At 71.5% G+C, this 22940-nt stretch carries 17 protein-coding genes; 8 read left to right on the top strand and 9 right to left on the bottom strand.

Annotated features, from left to right (window positions below):
- The first annotated feature begins 147 nt into the window (after positions 1 to 147).
- The 3 genes from ACGFNU_RS11780 to ACGFNU_RS11790 all read left to right on the top strand — a co-directional run bounded on the left by ACGFNU_RS11780 (position 148) and on the right by ACGFNU_RS11790 (position 4646).
- Positions 148 to 1725 carry an MFS transporter gene (locus ACGFNU_RS11780; RefSeq protein ID WP_392592606.1) on the top strand — a complete coding sequence of 526 codons (1578 nt, stop codon included), beginning with the start codon at positions 148 to 150 and terminating at the stop codon, positions 1723 to 1725.
- 38 nt (positions 1726 to 1763) lie between these two features.
- Entirely contained in the window at positions 1764 to 2372 is a 609-nt protein-coding gene (locus tag ACGFNU_RS11785) for a TetR/AcrR family transcriptional regulator (RefSeq protein ID WP_392592607.1), read from the top strand.
- 165 nt (positions 2373 to 2537) lie between these two features.
- Positions 2538 to 4646 (top strand): SpoIIE family protein phosphatase, encoded by a 2109-nt coding sequence (locus tag ACGFNU_RS11790; RefSeq protein WP_392592608.1) that lies wholly within the window; start codon positions 2538 to 2540, stop codon positions 4644 to 4646.
- 20 nt (positions 4647 to 4666) lie between these two features.
- Here the strand turns inward: ACGFNU_RS11790 and ACGFNU_RS11795 are convergent, their stop codons facing one another.
- On the bottom strand, positions 4667 to 5935 hold the full coding sequence (locus ACGFNU_RS11795) for an MDR family MFS transporter (RefSeq protein ID WP_392592610.1): 1269 nt from the start codon (positions 5933 to 5935) through the stop codon (positions 4667 to 4669).
- A 55-nt stretch (positions 5936 to 5990) separates the two neighbouring features.
- On the opposite strand from ACGFNU_RS11795, the gene ACGFNU_RS11800 reads away from it, so the two are divergent.
- Positions 5991 to 6965, top strand: a complete 975-nt coding sequence (locus ACGFNU_RS11800) for a DUF5937 family protein (RefSeq protein ID WP_392592611.1) — start codon at positions 5991 to 5993, stop codon at positions 6963 to 6965.
- 64 nt (positions 6966 to 7029) lie between these two features.
- Here ACGFNU_RS11800 and ACGFNU_RS11805 read toward each other — a convergent pair whose 3' ends face one another.
- A complete protein-coding gene (locus ACGFNU_RS11805; protein ID WP_392592613.1) occupies positions 7030 to 8085 on the bottom strand; it encodes a terpene synthase family protein in 1056 nt (351 codons plus the stop codon).
- Positions 8086 to 8389: 304 nt separating this feature from the next.
- On the opposite strand from ACGFNU_RS11805, the gene glnA (ACGFNU_RS11810) reads away from it, so the two are divergent.
- The gene (glnA, locus tag ACGFNU_RS11810) at positions 8390 to 9751 is read left to right on the top strand and encodes a type I glutamate--ammonia ligase (protein ID WP_392592615.1); all 1362 of its coding nucleotides are present in this window, start codon (positions 8390 to 8392) and stop codon (positions 9749 to 9751) included.
- Positions 9752 to 9790: 39 nt separating this feature from the next.
- Here the strand turns inward: glnA (ACGFNU_RS11810) and ACGFNU_RS11815 are convergent, their stop codons facing one another.
- Entirely contained in the window at positions 9791 to 10153 is a 363-nt protein-coding gene (locus ACGFNU_RS11815; RefSeq protein ID WP_392592616.1) for a hypothetical protein, read from the bottom strand.
- Between the two features lie 164 nt (positions 10154 to 10317).
- Here ACGFNU_RS11815 and ACGFNU_RS11820 point away from each other — a divergent pair, with 164 nt between their 5' ends.
- A complete protein-coding gene (locus tag ACGFNU_RS11820; protein WP_392592618.1) occupies positions 10318 to 13542 on the top strand; it encodes a bifunctional [glutamine synthetase] adenylyltransferase/[glutamine synthetase]-adenylyl-L-tyrosine phosphorylase in 3225 nt (1074 codons plus the stop codon).
- Between the two features lie 70 nt (positions 13543 to 13612).
- Here the strand turns inward: ACGFNU_RS11820 and ACGFNU_RS11825 are convergent, their stop codons facing one another.
- From ACGFNU_RS11825 to ACGFNU_RS11840, 4 genes are all read right to left on the bottom strand, one after another.
- Positions 13613 to 14395 carry a phosphatase PAP2 family protein gene (locus tag ACGFNU_RS11825; protein ID WP_392592620.1) on the bottom strand — a complete coding sequence of 261 codons (783 nt, stop codon included), beginning with the start codon at positions 14393 to 14395 and terminating at the stop codon, positions 13613 to 13615.
- Between the two features lie 13 nt (positions 14396 to 14408).
- Entirely contained in the window at positions 14409 to 15323 is a 915-nt protein-coding gene (locus tag ACGFNU_RS11830) for a phosphatase PAP2 family protein (RefSeq protein ID WP_392592622.1), read from the bottom strand.
- A gap of 382 nt (positions 15324 to 15705) precedes the next feature.
- Positions 15706 to 16107 carry an OsmC family protein gene (locus ACGFNU_RS11835; RefSeq protein WP_392592623.1) on the bottom strand — a complete coding sequence of 134 codons (402 nt, stop codon included), beginning with the start codon at positions 16105 to 16107 and terminating at the stop codon, positions 15706 to 15708.
- Between the two features lie 156 nt (positions 16108 to 16263).
- Positions 16264 to 18438: a DEAD/DEAH box helicase gene (locus ACGFNU_RS11840; protein WP_392592625.1), complete on the bottom strand. Its 2175-nt coding sequence runs from the start codon at positions 18436 to 18438 to the stop codon at positions 16264 to 16266.
- Positions 18439 to 18579: 141 nt separating this feature from the next.
- Here ACGFNU_RS11840 and ACGFNU_RS11845 point away from each other — a divergent pair, with 141 nt between their 5' ends.
- Positions 18580 to 19929, top strand: coding sequence for a peptidase C39 family protein (locus ACGFNU_RS11845; RefSeq protein ID WP_392592627.1), 1350 nt, complete (start codon positions 18580 to 18582; stop codon positions 19927 to 19929).
- Positions 19930 to 20016: 87 nt separating this feature from the next.
- Here the strand turns inward: ACGFNU_RS11845 and glnA (ACGFNU_RS11850) are convergent, their stop codons facing one another.
- Positions 20017 to 21441: a type I glutamate--ammonia ligase gene (gene glnA / locus ACGFNU_RS11850; protein ID WP_392592629.1), complete on the bottom strand. Its 1425-nt coding sequence runs from the start codon at positions 21439 to 21441 to the stop codon at positions 20017 to 20019.
- A gap of 176 nt (positions 21442 to 21617) precedes the next feature.
- On the opposite strand from glnA (ACGFNU_RS11850), the gene ACGFNU_RS11855 reads away from it, so the two are divergent.
- Positions 21618 to 22088 carry an RDD family protein gene (locus ACGFNU_RS11855; RefSeq protein ID WP_392592630.1) on the top strand — a complete coding sequence of 157 codons (471 nt, stop codon included), beginning with the start codon at positions 21618 to 21620 and terminating at the stop codon, positions 22086 to 22088.
- 109 nt (positions 22089 to 22197) lie between these two features.
- Here ACGFNU_RS11855 and ACGFNU_RS11860 read toward each other — a convergent pair whose 3' ends face one another.
- Entirely contained in the window at positions 22198 to 22893 is a 696-nt protein-coding gene (locus ACGFNU_RS11860) for a DUF4191 domain-containing protein (protein WP_392592632.1), read from the bottom strand.
- Positions 22894 to 22940 lie beyond the last annotated feature (47 nt).

Consider the following 22940-nt stretch of genomic DNA (forward strand, 5'->3'; position numbering starts at 1 on the left):
ATCCCACTCTCCCAACGATTCGGGAACCCTCCCGGATTCCCGGGTAGTTTCGAAACGATACGGTTGCGTATCGGAGTGAGGAGGAGTACGTTCATTACGAAACGCATCCGTGTCGTTGGATCTTCCCCGAAGATCCGAGGGAGTGCAGTGGATCAAGAAACCATCCAGCGCCGCCGCTGGGCCGTCCTGGGCGTGCTGACCTTCAGCCTGCTCGTCGTCGTGCTCGACAACACGATCCTCAACGTGGCGCTCAAGACCATCGCAGACCCCAACCAGGGGCTGGGGGCGACGCAGAGCCAGCTCGAGTGGTCGATCAACTCCTACACGCTGGTCTTCGCGGGCCTGCTGTTCACGTTCGGAGTGATCGGCGACCGGCTCGGCCGCAAGCGCGTCCTCATGGGCGGCATGGTCGTCTTCGCCGTCGCCTCGCTGGCGTCGGCGTACGCGCAGACCCCCGACCAGCTGATCTGGGCCCGCGCCCTGATGGGCCTCGGCGGTGCCGCGATCATGCCGCAGACGCTCTCGATCATCACCAACGTCTTCGAGCCGCACGAGCGCGGCCGCGCGATCGGCATCTGGGCCGGCGCGGTCGGCCTGGCCGTGGCCATCGGCCCGGTCACCGGCGGCCTGCTGCTCGCCCACTTCTGGTGGGGCTCGGTGTTCCTCATCAACGTGCCGGTCGTGGTGATCGGCCTGCTTCTGATGACGTTCCTCGTGCCCGAGTCGCGCAACCCGCTGCCCGGCGGCCTCGACCCCGCGGGCGTGCTGCTGTCGATCGTCGGCCTGGTCGCCGTCTCGTACGGGATCATCCAGGGCGGCGAGCGCGGCGACTGGCTCGCCCCCGCGGTGCTGGGCCCGGTCGTGCTCGGCCTGGCCGTGCTGGCGCTGTTCGTCTGGCACGAGGCCCGTACCGAGCACCCCGCGTTCGACGTGCGGCTCTTCCGTGACCCGCGCCTGTCCGCCGCCGTGGCGTCCATCGCACTCTGCTTCTTCGCCGCGGCGGGTGTGTTCTTCTTCACCAACTTCTACATGCAGTCGGTGCGCGGGCTGACCCCGCTGCAGTCGGGGATGATGGTGCTGCCGTTCGCGGCCGCCCAGCTGATCTTCTCGCCGCGCAGCTCGACCATGGTGCGCCGGTTCGGCGCCAAGGCGGTCTGCACCGCCGGCCTGCTCATGGTCGCGGCCGCCCTGACCGGCTACCAGTTCGTGGACGAGACGAGCCCGCTGTGGGTGCTCGGCGTGATCTTCTTCGTGCAGGGCGCGGGCATGGCCAACGTGATGCCGCCCGCGACCGAGTCGGTCATGTCGGCACTGCCGAAGGAGAAGGCCGGCGCCGGATCGGCCATCAACAACACCGCCCGGCAGGTCGCCGTGGCCCTCGGCGTCGCCGTGCTCGGCTCGGTCGTCGCCTCGGTCTACCGCCAGGACCTGTCCGACCGGCTCGCGGCGCTGCCGCCGCAGGCGCGCGAGGTCGCGACCGAGTCCGTCGAGGGCGCCAACCACGTGGGCGCCGGTATGGGCCCCGCCGGTCAGGGCCTCGTCGACTCGGCCAACCACGCGTTCATGCACGGGATGCACATCGCCGCGATCGCCGCGGCAGTGATCGCCTTCCTCGGCGCGATGGTCGTCCTCAAGTGGATGCCCGGCCGTGCCCCCGCGATCACGCCGGAGACCGGGCAGACTGGAGACGTGGAGACCCAGGAGCGGGAGACCGCCGGAGTGTGAACCGGGAGTGCGGGACCGGAGTATGAAACCGTGACGCGATGACAGAGACCACGCAGCAGCGCCCGGGGGCCGGCAGGTCGCCCGGGCGGCCGCGCAGCGAGCGCGCCGAGAGGGCGATCATCGAGGCGACGCTCGATCTGCTCGCCGAGGAGTCCGGCGTGGCCGGGGTCTCCATCGAGGCGGTGGCCGCCCGGGCCGGCGTCGGCAAGACCACGATCTACCGGCGCTGGACCAACAAGGAGGCCCTGATCGTCGACGCGCTGGCGTCGGTGAAGGGCACGCTGCCCACGCCGCCCGGCGACTCGGTGCGCGAAGACCTGCTGGTGCTCGCCCTCGCGATGCACACCGACCGGCACCGCAAGCACGCCAAGTGCTTCTGGAACGTGATCGGCGGCGCGGAGAAACACCCCGAGCTGTACGCCCGCTACCGGCAGGACGTGATGGAGCCGCGCCGCGACGTCGTCCGCGCGGTCCTGCGGCGCGGCCTCGGCACCGGCGAGCTCCGGGCGGACGTCGACGTCGAGGTCGCGCTCGCCATGCTCATCGGATCGCTCAGCCTGAAGACGCCGAAGGACGAGCTGCCCGAGGGGTTCCCCGAGGCCGTGGTGGAGACCCTCCTGAAGGGGATCGCGGCCCCCGGAACGTGACGCCGGGCCCGTTCCGGTAGCGGAAAGACCGAAAGTGGCCGCAGGTCCGTGCCGTTTTCTGCCTGGTCAGTGTGATCTTCTCCCCACCGTGCCCCGTAATGCTCCATACTGGCGGCTGGGGAGTGGTAGGAGGACCGGCTTTCTGGAGCGCCTCAGGTGAGATCCGTGATTGCGCCGCAAGGCGAAACGGCCGCTACCGATTCGGCGTCGCGGACGCTCGTGCTCGGCATCGACGGTGCCCAGGGCATCGTGCAGTGCGGCCCGAACGCCGAGGCCGTGCTCGGCCGTCCGCCCGCGGACCTGATCGGGCGGCCCGCCGCCGAACTGGTCGACGAGGATTCCAAGAGCGACCTCGAGGGCCTGCTCGAAGCGATCGTCGCGGGCCAGGAACGCCGGGCCGTGCTGATCGTCCGGCGTGGCGACGGCAGCACGACCGAGTCGGTGGTGACGGCGCAGCCCCTGGTGGGCGGCGTGGCGCCCGGCTCGCCCGCGGGGCTGCTGTACGTCCGCGTGGCGCTGCCGGTCAGCGAGCGCTATCAGGACCCTGCCCTGATGAGGCGTGCCCTCATGGACGACCCGCTGGCGCGGTTCGGCGCCTCCCTCGACCTCGACCAGACCGCCAAGGGCCTCGTCGACGTCATCGTCCCGCACTTCTGCACGACCGCGTCGGTGCTGGTCCTGGAGAGCCTGGTCGCCGCCGACGAGGTGCACAGCGAGTCCGGCTCGGCGGTGCTGCGGCGGATCGCGGTCACCTCTGACGACGGCAATCCAGCATGGACCGCGACATTTCCGGTGGGCGAGGTGCTCATCTACCCGGAGGGCACGCCCTACCGCGACGTGCTCGAGTCCGCCCGCCCGGTGCACCTGCCGCACGTCGACGTCCAGCTCGCGGGCGACATCGCCGGCAAGTGGCGGCGCCAGCCCGTGGGCCAGCTCCTCACCGGCGTCTCGATGGTCCTGCTGCCCCTCATCGCCCGCGACACGCTGCTCGGCTTCATCGCCTGCACCCGCGTGCCCGGCTTCCGCAAGTTCGACGCCTACGACGTCGAGATCGGCATGGAGTTCGCCTCCCGCGCCGCCATCGTCATCGACAACGCCCGGCTGTTCAGCCGCGAGCGCGCGACCGCGCTCACCCTCCAGCGCAGCCTGCTGCCCAACCGGCTGTCCGCGCCGTCGTCGGTCGAGGTCCGGCACCGCTACCTGCCCGGCAGCAAGCTGGTCGAGGTCGGCGGCGACTGGTACGAGTCGATCGCGCTGCCCGGCGCCCGCGTCGCGCTGATCGTCGGTGACGTCGCCGGGCACGGTGTGCGCGCCGCCGTCACCATGGGCCGGCTGCGCACCGCGCTGCACACCCTCGCCAACCTCGAACTGCCGCCCGCCGACGCGCTGCACGTCATGCACGAGCTGATGATCGAGCTGGGCGAGCAGGAGCCGCACTTCGCCACCTGCGTCTACGCGGTCTACGACGCCACCACCGGCACCGTCGAGGTCGCCTCAGCGGGCCACCTGCCGCCGCTGCTCGTCTCCCCTGAGGGCGCCAACGACTTCCTGGAGATCCCGCCCGCGCCGCCGCTGGGCGTCTCGGGCGGCGCGACGATCGAGAGCCGCGAGTTCACCGTCGAGGACGGCAGCGTCTTCGTCATCTACACCGACGGCCTCGTCGAGAACCGCGGCACCGACATCGACGACGGCCTGGCCCGGCTGCAGGGCATCTTCGGCCCCGAGAGCACCAGCCTGCCGATGGAGCACCTGGCCAAGGCGACCCTCGACGGCGTCTACGCCGACCACCACCGCGACGACATCGCGCTGCTCATCGCGCGGCTGCACCGTCTCCCCGAAGACCGCTTCGTCACCTGGACACTGCCCGCCGATCCCGCCGCCGTCCGCCGCGCCCGCGGCCTGGTCCGCAGCAAGCTGGACGAGTGGGAGCTCGGCGACCTCTCCTACACGACCGAGCTGCTCGCCTCCGAGCTCGTCACCAACGCGCTGCGCTACGCCCCCGGCGGCCCGATCCAGCTGCGGCTGCTGCTGGAGCGCACCGTCGTCTGTGAAGTGTTGGACCGCTCCGCCGCACTACCGCGACTGCGGCACGCCACCGACGACGAGGAGAACGGGCGCGGCCTGCTGGTCGTCAGCCAGCTCGCCCACCGCTGGGGCACCCGCCGCACCGCCGCCGGCAAGGTCGTCTGGTGCGAGCAGATCGTCCCGGGCGTCGACCCCGACCCCTCCGAGCCCGTCCCCGCCTGGCCCGGCGAGAACCACCACCGCGAGTAGCGGCGCGGGTCCGGCCGGGGTCAGACGGCCGCGAGCAGGGCCTGCTCGCGGCGGCCGCGGATCGCCGGGCCGAGGCCGAGCTGGCCCGCGGCCGCCACGAGACCGAGCCCGAGGCAGGTCAGCCACAGCGCGGGCGCGCCGATGCCCAGCAGCTGGGTGCCGCCGAGCGGGGCCAGCAGGAACCCGCCCGACCACGCCATCCCGTACAGGCCGCTGTAGCGCCCGCGCAGATGGACCGGCGCGAGGTCGGCGACGACCGCCTGGAGCACGGACGCGGCGATGATCTCGCCCAGCGTCCAGACCAGGACCGTGCCGACGTAGCTCCAGAGCGACGAGGCGACGGCCGTCAGCCCGTAGCCGAGACCGACGAGCGCCATCCCGGTGGCCAGCACCCGGCTGTGGTCGCGGCGGCTCAGCCACGCGGCGACCAGGGGCTGCACGGCGATGATGATGACGCCGTTGGCGGCGATCGCGATCCCGTACGCCTGCGGCCCGAGGCCGTCCTCCTTCATGGCGAGGGCCATGGTGGTCATGCCCTGGAGGAGCACGAACGTGTAGACGATCCCGATGAGCACGTAGAAGACCATGACCCGGTCGCGCAGCACGTCGAGGAAGCCGCCCTCGTCACGGCCGGCGCGGGCGCGCTCGGGCCGCGAGTCCGGGACCGCCCGCCAGACGAGGACGCCGAAGCCGGCGCAGGTGATCGCGTCGATCCAGAACAGCCACAGGAAGCCGTGCTGGGCCAGCGTGCCGCCGAGGACGGTCGCGATCGCCCAGCCCAGGTTGATCGCCCAGAACAGCAGCGCGAACGCGCGCGGCCGTTCGGCGGGGGAGATGATGTCGGCGACCATCGCCTGCGACGCGGGCCGGTAGATGTCCAGGACCAGTCCGAGGACCAGCACCGCCGCGACGATCGACACGATGCCCTGCGCGTAGCCGAGCGCGAGCATCGCCAGCCCGGTGAGGACGGTGCCGAGGGCCAGCGTGATCCTGCGTCCGATCCGGTCGGTCAGGATGCCGCCGACGATCTGGCTCCCGAGCGACCCGGCTCCGAGCACGGCCATCACCAGGCCCGCTTGGCCCAGCGACAGCCCGCGGGTGGTGGTCAGGTAGAGGCCCAGGAACGGCTCGACCATCGTGCCGAGCCGGTTGAGCAGCGTGCCCGACCACAGGATCCAGAACGTCCGCGGGAAACCGCCGATCCGGTCGTGCAGGAACGCGGGCAGCCTGGCGCGGCTCAGGGGTTCGACGACGGGGACGGCGGCGGGGGTCTCCTCTAGGGCGGTCACATGATCGATGTTCCGGGCGGTGGCGGGGCCGCGAAAATCATTTAGCCTGGACTAAATGATCGAGTTCGTCTTCCACACGGACGACGTGGCGCGGGTGCGGTTCGCGTTCTCGCCGCTCTGGGAACTGGTACGCGGGCTGCGGGTCCTGGCCGACCCGTCCCGGCACGCGCTGCACCTGCCGTGGGTGCACGCCGTGCGGCCGAAACTGCGCGGGCTCGACGTGGGGTTCCTGCGGAGCGCGGTACCGGCGACCGACTACATCCCGGACTTCCTGACCCCGCCGCCAGGGACGCCGCTGCCGGACTTCGCCGCCGAGCTGGAGATCGTCCGGGCGACGCCGCCCGAGGTCGTCGCCGAGGAGCTCCGCCTGACCGAACGGGGCGGCGCGGCGGGGGCGGCGCGGCGGGCGATGGCGGCCGAGCCCGCCCGCACTCTGGAGGCGGTCTGCGTCCAGCTCGGACGGTTCTGGAGCGCCGCCGTCGAGCCGTACTGGGAGCGGATCCGGGATCTGCTGGAAGGCGACGTGCTGCGGCGGACCCGGGCCCTGGCGGCGAACGGCGCGGAGGGCGTCTTCGCCGATCTCCACCCGGCCGTCCGCTGGCACGGCGGCACCCTCTTCGTCGACCGCCGGTGGGACTACCGGGGCGAGCTCGCCGGCCGCGGGCTGCTGCTCGTGCCCAGCGTCTTCGTGTGGCCTCAGGTCTCGGTGATGGTGCCGCCGTATCAACCCATGCTCAGCTATCCGCCGTACGGCGTGGCGACCCTCTGGGAGTCGAGCCCGGCCGCGCCGCCGGACGCCCTCGCCGCCCTCATCGGACGGCGCCGCGCCGAACTGCTCCTCGCGCTCGGCTCCCCGGCCTCGACCACCGAGCTCTCCCGGCGCCTGAACGTGACGCCGGGCGCGATCAGCCAGCATCTCGGCGTCCTGCGGGCCTGCGGGCTGGTCACCGGGCACCGCCTCGGCCGCCGCGTCCTCTACACGCGCACCAGGGCCGGCGACGCTCTGGCGGAGTCGCCGTCAGTGCAGTGAGGCATCAGCGCCGAGGGGATCAGCGCCGAGGGGATCAGCGCAGAGGGGATCAGCGCAGAGGGGATCAGCGCAGTGAGGCGAGGGCGTCGAGGCGCGGCTGGCGCTGACCGGGCGCCGGCGAGGCCTGGTCCGGCACGCCGGACCGGCAGTAGCGGCCGGACTCGGTGAGCCAGTCGAGGTGGGCCCGGGGCGCGCCCACGAAGGCGCCGACGATCCGCGTCACGGCGTCGCGTTCCGCCGGGGAGAGGCCCAGCATGGCGAACGTGTCGTTCATCGCCCGGACGGCCCCCCGCACGTCCATGACGCGGTCGACGATGTGATCCACCACCCGGTCGGCGGCCTGCGCCGGTTCGAGGCCGCGGGCGGCCGCCAGCACCACGACGTGGTTGTGCACGTCGCCGCGCGCCGTCTCCTTGCCGTACGAGGCGAGGTCGTTGCTCCAGGCCAGCACGTCGGCGGTGCCCTCGGCCACGGTCTTCCACGGCGAGGTGCCGAGCAGGCGGGGCGGCAGTTCCACGCCCAGCACCGGCTCGATCAGATCGAGCAGGAACGGCCCGGCGGCCCGCCGCCGGAGCGCCGGATACGCGTCCGGTGTGGGAGTCTCGCCCATCCGACGGCCCACCGCCTCCGCCGCGCACCCGGCCCGGTGCTCCTCCATGTGCAGCAGGAACCGGCGGCGCCAGTCGCGGCTCATGCCGGCCGCGGCGGCCCGCCACAGCTCCACGGCCGTCGCCTCCAGAGGCCGCGCCCCCGGGGCCGCGTGACCGCGGCGCATCGCCTTCAGCAGATCCCCGTACAGCCCGTGCACGGCGGTGGCACTGGTCGCCATGGGCGCGTCGTCGAGGAGGTCGTCCACCGCGAAGGTCCAGGTCAGCCAGCGGGCGAACAGCTCCACCCGCTCCAGGTCACCGGCCGGGAAGACTCTCGCAGCCAGCCGTTCGAACCGTCCCCTGCCCAGCGGTGAGGTGTCGGGATCGCCCAGCACGAGCCCGCTGCCGCGTCCCCAGGCCTCCAGCCGTTCGCCCAGCGGCCAGGCATCCGGATGCATGTCCGAAGGGGCGGCGAGGGCGGCGAGCCGGTCGGTCAGCGAGTGCAGCAGGGTGTCCACGACCCGTCCCACGCTAATGATCACCTTGCCGCATCTCGATGCCCGCCACGTCAAATTTGGGGGAAGCCCCGGTAATGGCTCACGATCGGGGTTGCTGCTGTGAGGACGCGCAGGTCGTGTGGCAGAGTTCGGGGTGGCGGTATGTGCGGCTTCGTACCCGGCTGCGACGTGATCTCGGGCGTGTAACGTCTCCGAAACAGCGCCGGGGCATACTGCGAAGTGGCTGGACCTGTCGGCACCTGCGGAAACTCTGTGTGACGGCGGCCGGCACGGGCATACGTCGGAAGTCGGCACGGCGATCGGTAGGGAGAAGGCTTTGGACCGTCAGCAGGAGTTCGTGCTCCGCACGCTGGAGGAGCGCGACATCCGCTTCATCCGGCTGTGGTTCACCGACGTGCTCGGCTTCCTGAAGTCCGTCGCCGTCGCGCCCGCCGAGCTCGAAGGCGCCTTCGCCGAGGGCATCGGCTTCGACGGCTCGGCGATCGAGGGCTTCGCGCGAGTCTACGAGGCCGACATGATCGCCAAGCCGGACCCGTCCACGTTCCAGGTGCTGCCGTGGCGGTCCGAGGGCCCCGGGGTCGCGCGGATCTTCTGCGACATCCTCATGCCCGACGGAACGCCGAGCTTCGCCGACCCGCGCTACGTGCTCAAGCGCGCGCTGGCCCGCGCGGCCGATCTCGGCTTCACCTTCTACACCCATCCCGAGGTCGAGTTCTTCCTGCTCAAGGACCGGCCGGAGGACGGGCGCGAGCCGGTCCCGGTCGACTCGGGCGGCTACTTCGACCACACGCCCCACAGCGCCGCGCACGACTTCCGGCGCAACGCGATCATGATGCTGGAGGCCATGGGGATCTCGGTGGAGTTCAGCCACCACGAGGGCGCCCCCGGCCAGCAGGAGATCGACCTCCGCTACGCCGACGCGCTCACCACCGCCGACAACATCATGACGTTCCGGCTGGTGATGAAGGAGGTGGCGCTGGAGCAGGGCGTGTTCGCCTCGTTCATGCCCAAGCCCTTCACCGACCACCCGGGCTCGGGCATGCACACCCACATGTCGCTCTTCGAGGGCGACCGCAACGCCTTCTACGAGCCGGGCGCCGAGTTCCAGCTCTCCAAGGTCGGCCGCGCGTTCATCGCCGGCGTCCTCCGCCACTCGGCCGAGATCACCGCCGTCTGCAACCAGTGGGTCAACTCCTACAAGCGCCTGTGGGGCGGCGTCGGCTCGACCGCGGGCGCGGGCGGCGAGGCCCCCTCCTACATCTGCTGGGGCCACAACAACCGGTCCGCCCTGGTGCGCGTCCCGATGTACAAGCCGCAGAAGGGCCACGCGACCCGCATCGAGTTCCGCTCCCTCGACACCGCCGCCAACCCCTACCTGGCGTTCGCCGCGATCCTCGGCGCCGGCCTCAAGGGCATCGAAGAGGGCTACGAGCTGCCCCAGGGCGCCGAGGACGACGTCTGGGCCCTCACGGCCGCCGAACGCCGCGCACTGGGCATCGAGCCGCTCCCGCAGAGCCTGGACGAGGCCATCCACGCCATGGAGCGCTCCGAGCTGATGGCCGACGTCCTCGGCGAGCACGTCTTCGACTTCTTCCTGCGCAACAAGCGCCAGGAATGGGAGGACTACCGCCGCCAGGTGACCGCCTACGAACGCCAGCGCCTCATCGCCGTCCTGTAACAGCGGTCCTGCCCCCAGGGGCAGGACCGCCACCTCACCTCACGGCAGCAGTGGGTCGGCGAGCAGGGCGTTGTGCCGGTTGACGCCGATGTCGGCGGGGCCGAGGTTCCTGACGCCCTTGACGGTCAGGCCCGCGCGGGTGCCGGTGAAGACGTACAGGCGGCCGGGCCAGACGTACCGCGACGTGCCGGCGACCTTGTAGCCGTTCTCGAACGGGGTGCCGACGACGAGCTCGGCGCGGCCGTTGAAGTCGGAGGGTTTCGCGGGCTTGCGCACCCCGACGCCCGCCGCGAGCGCGGCGTCCAGCGCCTCGTTCTCCTGGGCCGACACCGCGACGACGGTGCCGAGAGCCACGGTGATCGCGGCTACGGCGCTGAAGGCCGCGATGGGGCGGTTCGTCATGATGGCTCCCCCGAGAAATGATCGTTCGCAGGAGACGCTCCAAGATCCCCGGTGGTTCACATGGCTGCCACTCTTCGGTGGCGTGGTTGGGGGAGATGGAATCGAGATCTTTCGGGGTGCGGCCTTCCTCCTCCGTCGCGGGGGCGTCCGATTACGGTGGAGTCGTGCAGCAGCCGTGGACTCCTGATCGTCGTCCTTCGCTGGCCGGTCGTCTGGCCAGGCTCGGCTTCACCGACGCGGGACTCGCGGAGCGGCGGCTGATCGAGGAGGATCCGGACGGCGTGCTCGGCGACGGGCGGCTGGACGCGCTCGGCGCCACCGCCGATCCCGATCTGGCGCTGACGGGCGTCCTGCGGCTGCTCGCGGCGGCGGGTGAGGACGGCGGCGATCTGCGGGCCGTCCTGCACAAGGACTCGGCGACCCGGGAACGGCTGTTCACGGTCCTCGGGGTGAGCGCGGCCCTTGGTGATCATCTTGCCCGGCATCCGGCGGACTGGCGCGTGCTGCAGGGAGATGGAGCGCTCCAAACGGTCTCGCCCGCGACGGTGCGGGCGGATCTGCTGCGCGCCGTCGGTGCCGAGCCGGGGCCTGCGCCGGTCGCGGGCGGCTCGGGTCCCGAGACGCTGGTGGCGCTGCGCGCGGCGTACCGGCGGCACCTGCTCCAGCTGGCGGGCCGCGACCTCATCGGCGCGGCCGATGTGGGGCAGGTCGCCGCCGAGCTCGCCGACCTCGCCGCGGCCGCGCTGGAGGCGGGGCTGGCGGTGGCGCGGGCGGCGGTGCCCGAGCACGCGGCGTGCCGGCTGGCGGTCATCGGCATGGGCAAGTGCGGCGGGCGGGAGCTCAACTACGTCAGCGACGTCGACGTGATCTTCGTGGCGGAGGCGCGGGAGGGCCATCCGGAGGAGACGGGCCTGCGCACGGCCACGCGGCTGGCGTCGGCCCTGATGCGCGCGTGCTCGGCCAGCACCGAGGAGGGCGCCCTGTGGGAGGTCGACGCGGCGCTGCGCCCCGAGGGGAAGGCAGGCCCGCTCGTACGGACGGTCGCCAGCCACCGGGCGTACTACGAGCGCTGGGCCAAGACCTGGGAGTTCCAGGCGCTCCTCAAGGCGCGGCCGGTCGCGGGCGACGCGGAACTCGGCCGGCGCTACATGGAGACGATCACGCCGATCGTCTGGGGCGCGGTGGGGCGCGGCGAGGGCAGCGAGACCCGTGCGGCGGGGGGCGAGAGCTTCGTCGCGGACGTCCAGGCGATGCGGCGCCGTGTCGAGGCCCATCTGAGCGAGCGGGGGGAGGACGCCGAACGCCAGCTGAAGCTCGGCCCGGGTGGCCTGCGCGACGTCGAGTTCGCCGTGCAGCTGCTGCAACTCGTCCACGGACGCGCGGACGCCACGCTGCGCAGCGCCGGCACCCTGGAGGCGCTGGCGGCGCTGTCCCACGGCGGCTACGTCGGCCGTGACGACGCGGCCGCGCTGACCTCGGCCTACCGGTTCCTGCGCCGGGTCGAGCACCTCATCCAGCTCCACCGCCTGCGCCGCACGCACCTGGTGCCCGACGACGTGATCGACCTGCGCCGGCTGGGCCGGGCGCTGGGCCTGCGCACCGACCCGGTGGGCGAGTTCACCGCGCTGTGGCGGCGGCACGCCCGCGAGGTGCGCCGCATCCACGAGAAGCTGTTCTACCGGCCGCTGCTGCTGGCCGTCGCGCGGCTGCCGGGGGAGGAGTCCCGGCTGACGCCCGGTGCCGCCCGGGTCCGGCTGGAGGCGCTCGGCTTCGATGATCCGGCGGGCGCGCTCCGGCACATCGAGGCGCTCACCTCCGGGGTGTCGCGGCGCGCCTCCATCCAGCGGACGCTGCTGCCGGTGATGCTCGGGTGGTTCGCCGACGCCCCCGACCCCGACGCCGGGCTGCTGGGCTTCCGGCAGGTGAGCGACGCGCTCGGCACGACCCCCTGGTACCTGCGGCTGCTGCGCGACGAGGTGACCGTCGCCGAGCGCATGGCCTGCGTCCTCGGGTCCAGCCGCTACGCCACCGATCTGCTGCTGCGCGCTCCGGAGGCGGTCGCGATGCTCGGCAGCGAGGCCGGTCTCGCGCCGCGGCCGTACGAGACGCTGCGCGCGGAGGCGCTGGCGGCGGTGCTCCGCAGAGCCGAAGGCGATACGAGAAGGCACAGAGCCGAAGGCGATACGAGAAGGCACAGAGCCGAAGGCGATACGAGAAGGCACAGAGCCGAAGGCGATACGAGAAGGCACAGAGCCGAAGGTGAGACGAAAGAGCGCGGAGCCGACGGCGAGGTGAACAAGCGCGGAGCCGACGGCGACGCGGTCAAGCAGCGGGCCGAGGCCGCGGTCGCGGTGGTGCGCGGGCTGCGCCGCCGCGAGCTGTTCCGGGTCGCGGTCGCCGACCTGCTCGACCTCGCCGACGTCCGCACGGTCGGCGAGGCGCTCACCGACATCACGACCGTCACGGTCGAGGCCGCGCTGCGGGCCGCCATCAACAAGATCGAGATCGACCGGGGCGGACCGCTGCCGACGCGGATGGCGATCGTGGCGATGGGCCGGTTCGGCGGGCACGAGCTCGGCTACGGCAGCGACGCCGACGTGATGTTCGTCCACGATCCGCTCGACGGCGCCGACGAACGCGACGCCAGCCGTGCCGCGCACGCCGTCGCCGAGGAACTGCGCAGGCTGCTGGCGCTGCCCGCCCCCGACCCGGCGCTGGAGATCGACCCGAACCTGCGGCCCGAGGGACGGCAGGGCCCGCTGGTCCGCACGCTCGCCTCGTACGCCGCGTACTACGCCCGCTGGTCGGCGCCCTGGGAGAGCCAGGCGCTGCTCCGCGCCGACCCGATCATCGGCGACCCGGACCTGTGCGAACGTTTCCGTGCCCTGATCGACCCCGTGCGGTGGCCGGAGGGCGGCATCGGCGACGACACCGTCCGCGAGATCCGGCGGCTCAAGGCCCGGATGGAGTCCGAGCGCCTGCCCCGCGGGATCGACCGGCGCCAGCACATCAAGCTCGGCCCCGGCGGCCTGTCGGACGTGGAGTGGGTCGCCCAGCTGACCCAGCTCCGGCACGCCCACGAGATCCCCACGCTGCGGACGACCCGGACGCTCGCCACCCTCGACGCGGCCGTCGAGGCCGGTCTGCTCGACGAGGGCGACGCCCGCGTCCTCTCGCAGGCCTGGCAGCTGGCGACCCGGATCCGCGGCGTGATCATGCTGGTCCGCGGCCGGGCCTCCGATCTCCTTCCGACCGACCACCACCGCGAGCGCACCGCCGTCACCCGCGTGCTCGGCTACCCCGGCACCGGCGACCTCATCGAGGACTACCGCCGCCATGCCCGCCGGGCCCGCGCCGTGGTGGAACGCGTCTTCTACGGCGCCGAGTGATCCCTGCGGCGCGCCGGTCGAACGCCTGGGGCGCGTCGGCTGATCACCACGGAGCGTCGGCTGATCCCGTTCAGATCAGGGGATGGTCGCGGGACAGGAGGGCGAGCGTGCCGGCCCGGAACGCGCCGCGCACGAGGGCGTAGCCGAGGGCCAGGGCCATCGCGCCGCCGACGGCGTCGAGGAGGTAGTGGTTGGCCGTGCCCATGATCACCAGCACGGTCACCGCGGGGTAGAGCACCGCGAGGGTCACGACCCAGCGCCGCCGGGCGATGGCGATGACCGCGGCGGCCGACCAGAGGGCCCAGGCCATGTGCATCGAGGGCATGGCGGCGTACTGGTTGGACACCGTGGCGGTCGGCCCGGAGTCGTAGATGCCCCACGTACCGAAGTTGATCACGGTGTCGGTGAAGCCCGGCAGCATGCGGGGCGGGGCCAGCGGGAACACCCAGAAGCCGACGAGCCCGACCAGCGTGGTGGCGAAGAGCAGGGACCGGTACACCGGATAGCGGCGCGGATGCCACACGTACAGCCAGACCATCACGCCGATCGTCACGACGAAGTGCATCGTCGAGTAGAAGTAGTTGGCCGGGATGGCGACCCAGGCGTGATCGGTGAAGAGCCGGTTGAGGGCGTACTCGACGTCCAGGTTCGCGGCGTACTCGAGGTCGAGGAGCTGGCGCGCGCGATGGGCGGCCATCACGTGATCGGCCGGCACCAGGTTGCGGACCACCTCGTACGCGGCGTAGCAGATCAGCAGGAGCAGCAGCTCGGTCCGCAGCCGGGGCCGGACGGCAGCCTTCGCCCCGGCGCGGTGCGCGGCGCCGGACTCCGGCCCCCCGACCGTTCCTGACATGATCCCAAGGATCTCAAATGCCGGTCTCCCGCGCACCCCTGACCCCGCCGGAATCGGCCGTGGCGGGACTGGGCCGTGCCCGCAATCGCTGTACCAGCAGGGATGTCGTCCGGTCCCGGAGCGCCAGAATCGATTTCGGGCAGTGGTGGTAGAGGACCCACGACAGGGTCATCGCCGCGCCGATCAGCGCGATTCCGGCCACCGCGTCCAGGATGTAGTGGTTCGCGGTGGAAAGGATCACGAACACTGTGGTCGCCGGGTAGATCACCCCGAGCACCTTGGCCCAGCGGCGCGCCGCCAGCTTGATCATCAGGAACCCGCACCACATCGCCCAGCCCGCGTGCATCGAGGGCATCGCCGCGTACTGGTTGGTGAGGGTGCCGGAGGCGTCGCTCGCGTACAGGCCCAGCGAGTGCAGGGCCGTGACCGGGTCGACGAACCCCTCGGAGTGCAGGAACCGCGGCGGCGCCAGCGGGTAGAGCCAGAAGCCCAGCAGCGCCACGCCCGTGGCGATCATGATCCCGGTGCGCGCCCAGCGGTAGTCCTGCGGCCGGCGGCGGTACAGCCACACCACGATCGTCAGCGTCACCGCGAAATGGGCGGTGGCGTAGAAGATGTTGGCCGTACGGGCCAGCCACGGCACCTGGAGCAGCCACTGGTTGAGGCCGAGTTCGACGTCGATCCCCAGGAACCGCTCCGTGGAGAGGATCTGGTCGGCGTGCGCGAACGCCGGACCCGTCCCGTCCTGAACCAGGACGATGCGCGTCAACGTATAACCGGTATAGAAGATCGCGATCAGCAGCAGTTCGCGCCACACCGGCGGCACGGAGATCCGCTTGGCCGCCGGCACACCTGCGACCCGCCGCGCGGGGGCGGGGCGGGCCTGTGCCGTCTGGCCACGAGGAGCGGGTGGGGCGATTTGGGCCATGCTCCCTATCTTTGCGGTGCGGCCACCTCTTTGAGATCACCGCGACGAATGGTCTTTATCTCAGCCTTGAGTAGTACATCCCTGATGTGGCCTCCGGACCTTTGGGGGAGGAGGGATCAGGGTCTGGGCTTGATCAGGAGTCAGCATAAGAGGACGTGGGGAGGTCGGCACGGCTCCCCGCGGGAGAACGGGGGGACGAACGGCATAGAGGAAGTCGATACCCGACACCTGGGCCGTAAGTGCCGCCCCGATGACCGCTTTCGGCCTGGCGGCTCCGACTGGTGCGCACGGCCTAGGACGAGGCCCGGGTGGTACGGACGGCCCAGGGCCGGGCCTAGGGCGGCGTGCACGGGCCGGGCACCGGGCCGGGCTGGGGTCCTCCTCAGGTGGAGATGACCTGGTCGACCTTCATCGGCTCCTTCAGAGCGTTTCCGACCGTGCAGTAGCGGTCGTGGACGCGCTCGGCGACCTTCGCGAGCACCTCCGCGGCCTTGTCGTCGCCCGGGGGGAGCTCCACCTCGTAGCTGACGGTGATCGTGCCGAGCTTGCTCGTGGCGACCTTGTCGGCGGAGACGGTGGCGGCGAGCTTGACCATCCGGTGGCCGCGCTGCGCCGTGAGCGGCTCCACGGTCACGATTTCGCAACCGCCCAGCGCGGCCAGCAGCAGCTCGACCGGGGTGAACGCGCCCTCGGCCTCGCCGGAGTCGCTGATGGCGACGCGCGCTCCGCGGTCGTTGGTGGCCTGGTAGCCGTCGTCGGTCCGCTCCACCTTCACCGTGGCCATGGGATCTCCTTAGTCACTGCCGAACACGCCTTCGTGCTGTCGCCCATCGGAACACGACGGCCGCCCTGGATCTTCCCACGAGGACGGCGTTCACCTCGCCTTCCCTCACGTTCTTCCGCGCTCACCGCCATCTCGGGGCGGCCGCACACTGCGGGATCAGGCGGTGCGGGGGGTCTCCAGGCGGAGCTGCTCCTCTTCGACGATCTGGCGGGCGAGGGCCTGCTCGGAGATGTCGACGGCGTCGGGGGAGGCCTCGGCGATGTCGCTGCGGCGCGCGTAGGCGTCGAAGAGCGCGTTCTTGCCCCGCAGCAGGTCGAGCATGCGCTGGTCGACGCTGTCGGTGGTGAGGATGCGGTGCACCTGGACGGGGCGGACCTGGCCCATCCGGTGCGCCCGCGCCACGGCCTGGCTTTCCAACGTGGGCTTGACCTGGGGCTCGCAGATGATGACGACGGAGGCGGCCTGGAGGTTGAGGCCGGTGCCGCCCGCCTGGATCTGGCTCAGCAGCACGGCGTGCCCCGGGTCGGCGGTGAACGCGTCGACCATCGCCTGGCGTCCGGCCGGCGGGACGGAGCCGGAGATGGGGCCGTGCGCGCGCTCGCCGAGCGCGGCGCCGACGGTGGTGAGCACGTCGCGGAAGAACGAGAAGACGACGACCTTCAGCTCGTTGGCGGCGGCCTCCTCGACCAGCTCGACCACGCGCTTGAGCTTGGCCGACCTGCGCGGGTTGGCGTACGCCGCGTTGCGCATGGCCATGAAGTTGCCGGCGGCGACGGCACGGCGGTAGGCCGCGGCGTCGGCATGGCTGAACTGCTCCCACTCGTCGACGTGCACCACCTCGGGCAGCTCGACGAGGACGTCGAGCTGGTTGCGGCGCAGGTAGGCCGGGGCCACGGCGGAGCGGAAGGCGCGCGGGCCCATCGCCGCGTCGCTCCGCCGGATGTCGGGGACCAGGACGGGCTGCAGGTGGGCGACCAGGTTGCGGAACTCCTCGACGCGGTTCTCCATCGGCGTGCCGGTGAGGAACAGCACCCTGTCGGCCCGCGCGCACCAGGCGCCGACGGACCGGGAACGGCGGGTCTCGGGATTCTTGACGAAGTGCGCCTCGTCGACGACGAGCATGCCGATCCGGACGGTGTGCGGGACGTCCAGGGTGTGCAGCACGTCCAGGGTGGTCACCGCGATGCCGCCGTCGCGCACCCAGTCGCGGAGGGCGGCGGCGCGGCCGGAGCCGTGCACCGGATGCGCGTCCAGGGCGCTGCGCGCGTCGATCTCGCGGAGCCAGTTGATGAGCACGCTGGCCGGGCACGCCACCAGGAAGTGCGTCGCACCCTCGGCGGCCAGGTGCGCGATCGCCGCGATGGCCTGCACGGTCTTGCCGAGGCCCATCTCGTCGCCGAGGACGACGCGCCGCTGGGCCAGCGCGAAGCGGGCGCCGAACGACTGGTAGCCGCGGAGCGAGACGCGCAGATGCGTCTCGTCCAGAGGCTGTGCCTTGACCCGCCTCGTGATGTCGTCCGGCAGGAAGCCCTCGCCGGGATCGCGTTCCGGGTCGAGCGCCGCCAGCTCGGCGAGCAGGGCGTAGTAGTCGGACGCGCGCAGCTCGAAGTCGATCCACGCCTCGTCGGCGGTCACCCTCGGCCGCAGCAGATCGACCGACGCCTGCGCGAAGAACTCCGGCGTGCCGCGGGCGTGCTCTTCGCGGAGCACCTGGCCGAGCTCGGCGAGCGCGCCCATCGCCTCCTCGCGCCGTTCGCGGCTCGAGAACAGCCGCCGCCACCAGCTCACCGCCGGCCGCGCCGTGGCCACCAGCGGCGAGAGCCGCTCGTCGAGCGCGACCGCCAGCTCGCTCGCCCGCGGGACGTCCGGCCCGGCGTTGACGAGCAGGTGCAGCGCCACCACCAGCGCGGTGGTGGCCGCATCGTTGCGGTCGAGCCCGATGCGGATGCTCGCGGCGCGTTCGGCCGCCTCGCAGATCTGCTGCGCCGCCGCCTGCAGCTGGCCGGCCGTCTGCGGCCCGATACCGGGCAGGCACTGCAGCTCGTACGCGGTGGTGTCGAGGACCTGGAGCACCGTCTCGATCTCGGCCCGTTCCAGCGCGGGGAGTTGCAACCTGCCGCTGGTCACGTCCTTGAGCCGCGAAACCGGCATCGTCGCCAGCTGCGCCCGCGCGGCCCGCCGCCGCAACGGCCCCAGCGCCTCCTGGACGGCCACCCTGGCCCGCCGATGGTCCTCGATCAGGGCGCGCGCCGCGTCCCGCAGGTCGTACGCGTTGCGCAGAAGCTCCTTGGGCGCCTCAGACGGCCGTCCCCTGAGCAACTCCTGCGTCATCGTGACCGCCACCTCCGTCCGCAGCACATGATGCCACCGAGGTCCGACATCGTCCGGCATTGTCGGCCGTTGCCGACGTGATCTTCTAGGCGGACACTCGACGTGTTCACCGCGTTGATCTCATCTTGAGGAGCCCCCGCCATGAGCAGTTCGATATCCCGGCGCACTGTGCTCACCACGGGACTCGCCGTCGTGGCGGGCTCGGCCGTCTCGCCTTCGCATGCCTCCGCTGTTCCCCTGGCGGGCCGAGGCATGTCCCTGGTCGACAATCGTGCGTGGGTCGGCCGCGCCGACTGGGCCGGCGGCAAGGGACGGGGGACGCGGCTCGCGCCGGGACCCCGTCCGGGCGTCACCATCGGCCGGCCCCTCGGGACCGTCGACTACCAGGATCCGCACACGGGTCAGGCGTCCACCTGGGAGTACGCCACCTGGACCTCGCCCGTGCACCACCTGCGCGTGCCGTCCACCGAGGTGATCGCCTCCTGGAACGCCCACGCCCCCGCGGGGATGTGGATCGCGATCGAGCTGCGCGGCACCTACAACGACACGACGCGCACACCGTGGTACGTGATGGGCCGGTGGGCGGCCGGGGACGGCGACATCCGCCGGACCTCCGTGGACGACCAGACGGACGGCAAGAGCACCATCTGGACCGACACGTTCTCCATCGACGCCCCGGAGAGCGGCCTGCGCCTGGTCTCGTACCAGCTGAGGCTGACGCTCCATCGCAGGCCGGGCGCCCGAGGCGGCCCCGCGGTCTGGCGGCTGGGCGCGATGGGATCCGACGTCCCCGGCCGCTTCGAGGTGCCCGCCTCCGCCCCCGGCGTCGCCACCGGCCGCGAGCTCGCCGTGCCGCGGTACTCGCAGTCGATCCACCAGGGGCAGTATCCCGAGTACGACAACGGGGGAGAGGCGTGGTGCAGCCCCACCTCGTCCCAGATGATCATCGAGTACTGGGGCCGGCGGCCGAGCGCGGAGGATCTGGCCTGGGTCGACCCCGCCTTCACCGACCCGCAGGTGTGCCACGCCGCGCGCTTCACCTACGACTACCAGTACGAGGGGTGCGGCAACTGGCCCTTCAACGCCGCCTACGCCGCGACGTACAAGGACATGCAGGGCGTCGTCACCCGCCTGGCCTCGCTGCCGGACGCGGAGACGCTGATCCGTGCGGGGATCCCGCTCATCACCTCGCAGTCGTTCCTGGCCTCGGAGCTGGACGGGGCGGGGTACGGCACCTCGGGCCACCTGATGACCGTCATCGGCTTCACCGCGGACGGCGACGTCATCGCCAACGACCCGGCCTCCCCGAGCAACGCCGCCGTCCGCCGCGTCTACAAGCGCCGCCAGTGGGAGAACATCTGGCTGCGGACCAAGCGCTACAACGCCGGCGGCAAGGTCGTCAGCGGCACGGGTGGTGTCTGCTACCTCTACTTCCCGGTCCGCCTCACCCCGGCGCAGCACCGCGCGCTGCGAGCGGTCGGCGTGCGCTGACCCGCCGCACCGGCCGGCACTAGTCAAAGGCCGCCGGCCGCCCGCCCCTGACGGGACGGACGGCCGGCGGCCTCGCGACGGGGACGATCAGATGTCGTAGTACAGCTCGAACTCGTGCGGGTGGGGACGGAGCCGGATCGGGTCGATCTCGAACTCGCGCTTCATGGCGATCCACGTCTCGATGAGGTCGGGCGTGAAGACGCCGCCTTCGAGCAGGTAGTCGTGGTCGGCCTCCAGCGCCGCGAGGACCGCCTCCAGGGAGCCGGGCACCGTCGGGATGGCGCGGGCCTCCTCGGGCGGCAGCTCGTAGAGGTCCTTGTCCACCGGCTCGGCGGGCTCGATCTTGTTCTTGATGCCGTCCAGGCCCGCCATCAGCATCGCCGAGAAGGCGAGGTAGGGGTTGCAGGACGGGTCCGGCACGCGGAACTCGACGCGCTTGGCCTTGGGGTTGGAGCCCGTGATCGGGATGCGGATGCACGCCGAGCGGTTGCGCTGGGAGTAGACCAGGTTGACCGGCGCCTCGAAGCCGGGCACCAGCCGGTGGTAGGAGTTCACCGTCGGGTTGGTGAAGGCCAGCAGCGACGGCGCGTGCTTGAGCAGGCCGCCGATGTAGTAGCGCGCGTTGTCCGACAGGCCCGCGTAGCCGACCTCGTCGTAGAACAGCGGCGAGCCGTCCTTCCACAGCGACTGGTGGCAGTGCATGCCCGAGCCGTTGTCGCCGAAGATGGGCTTCGGCATGAACGTCACCGTCTTGCCGGCGGCGCGCGCGACGTTCTTGACGATGTACTTGTAGAGCAGCAGGTTGTCGGCCGTCTTCAGCAGCGTGTCGAAGCGGAAGTCGATCTCGGCCTGGCCCGCGGTGCCGACCTCGTGGTGCTGCATCTCGACGATGATGCCGGCCTCGAGCAGCTGCGACACCATCTCCGAGCGCAGGTCGGTGTAGTGGTCCATCGGCGGCACGGGGAAGTAGCCGCCCTTGTACGGAGGCTTGGCGCCGAGGTTGCCGCCCGGCTCCTCACGCCCGGTGTTCCAGGCGCCCTCGACCGAGTCGAGGTAGTAGTAGCCCGCGTTCTCCTTCGTCTCGAACCGCACGTCGTCGAAGATGTAGAACTCGGCCTCGGGGCCGAAGTAGCACGTGTCGGCGATGTTGGTGCCGCGCAGGTAGTCCTGGGCCTTCTTGGCGACGTTGCGCGGGTCGCGGCTGTAGGGCTCCCCGGTCAGCGGGTCGTGGACGAAGAAGTTGAGGTTCAGCGTCTTGTGCTGACGGAAGGGGTCGACCACCGCCGTGCTCGGGTCCGGGAGCAGGAGCATGTCCGACTCGTGGATCTCCTGGAACCCGCGGACCGACGAACCGTCGAACATGAGCCCCTCGGTGAAGACGCTCTCGCCGAAGCTCTCCACGGGGAAAGTGAAGTGCTGCATCTTCCCGGGGAGGTCCACGAACCGACAGTCGACGAATCGCACACCTTCGTTCCTGATGAAGCTCAGGACCTCATCGGCGCTGCTGAACATCCAGCCTCCTTGGGGCGCTTTTGGCTTACGGAAGGCTATGGGCGGGCGGTTTCCCGTCCGTGTCCCATATGTTTCGCCTGTGTTACGCATCACATTGTGGAGTAGGTCACCGCTTCATGGGGCGCAAGCCACGCCCCGAGTCCGACTCCTTTACGGAACCGGATAGCGTATGGCCCATGAGCAGCGCCAAGGGCACCCGGTGGACGCAGACCTGGCTGGGCGGCGCCCGCGCGGCGGGCGCCGATCTCGGCTATCCGGGCGAACGGCTCGGGCTTCCCGCGGCGGGCAGGGGCTCGGCCGCGAGCTACGGCCGCCGCGTTCTCGCCCTGCTGATCGACCTTCTGGTCGCCGCGCTCATCGGGGCCTTCCTCGCCCGCGTCCTCGACTGGTCGCCGGGCACCCGCTCGCTGGCCAACACCGGGGTCTTCGCGCTCCAGGCCTGGCTGCTCACCGCCACCATCGGAATGACGATCGGCAAGCGCCTCACCGGCATCCGCGTCGTCCGGCTCGGCGGCAGGCCCGTCGGCCCCGGCTGGGCGCTGGCCCGCACGCTGCTCCTCATCCTGATCATCCCCGCCATGATCTGGGACCGCGACTACCGGGGCATGCACGACCGCGCCGCCAACACCATCGTCATCAACAGCTGAGCGTCGTCAACGCAAAACGAAAGAGGAGCGAGCCCCGCGGGCTCGCTCCTCTTTCGTCGCTGGTCGTCGGGTCGCGCCCAGCGCGTCTTGGACTCAGCGCATCTTGGGCTCAGCGCATCTTGGGCTTGGGGCCCTTGGGCATGCGCGAGCCCTTCGGCATGGGGCCCTTGGGCATCTGCATGGAGCGGGGGAGCGCCTGGAGGCGGTCGTTCAGCTCGGAGACCTGCGCCTTGGTGAGGTTGCGCGGGAGCTTCATCAGGTGGCGCTGGAGCTTGTCGACCGCGACCTGGCCCTCGTCGTCGCCCACCTGGATGTCGTAGATGGGGACCTGCTGGGCGGCGCGGGAGATGCGCTTCTTCTCGGCGCCGAGGAGCTGGCCGACGCGGTTGCTCGGGCCCTCGGAGACCAGGACCACCCCGGCGCGGCCGACCGCGCGGTGGACCATGTCGAGGTTGCGGTTGCCGCTGACGGCCTCGGTGACGGTCCACCCGCCGCGCATGTTCTTGAGGATCGCGGCGGCGGCGCCGGGCTGACCGGCGATCACCTTGTACTGGGCGCGCTGCGCCATCTGACCAAAGACGATCATGCCGACGGCCACCGCGGCCAGGAGCCCGAGCGGAATGAAGAACCACAGCTGGCCGATGAGCCATCCGACGAGGACGACGACCACCAGAGTGCCGATCGCGGAGGCGAAGACGATCGGGAGGGCCTTCGGGTCCGCCTGGCGGAGAACCTGGGCGACCATGCGGATCTGCTTGAGGCGGCCCGGACGCTCCTGGGCCCCGTCCGTGGCGTTTTTCGACATGGCCCTAAGGATAGTCGTGTCCTACCCCTGGGCAGACACCCCCGCCG

This window comes from Spirillospora sp. NPDC048911, from assembly GCF_043198015.1.
Lineage (GTDB): Bacteria > Actinomycetota > Actinomycetes > Streptosporangiales > Streptosporangiaceae > Spirillospora.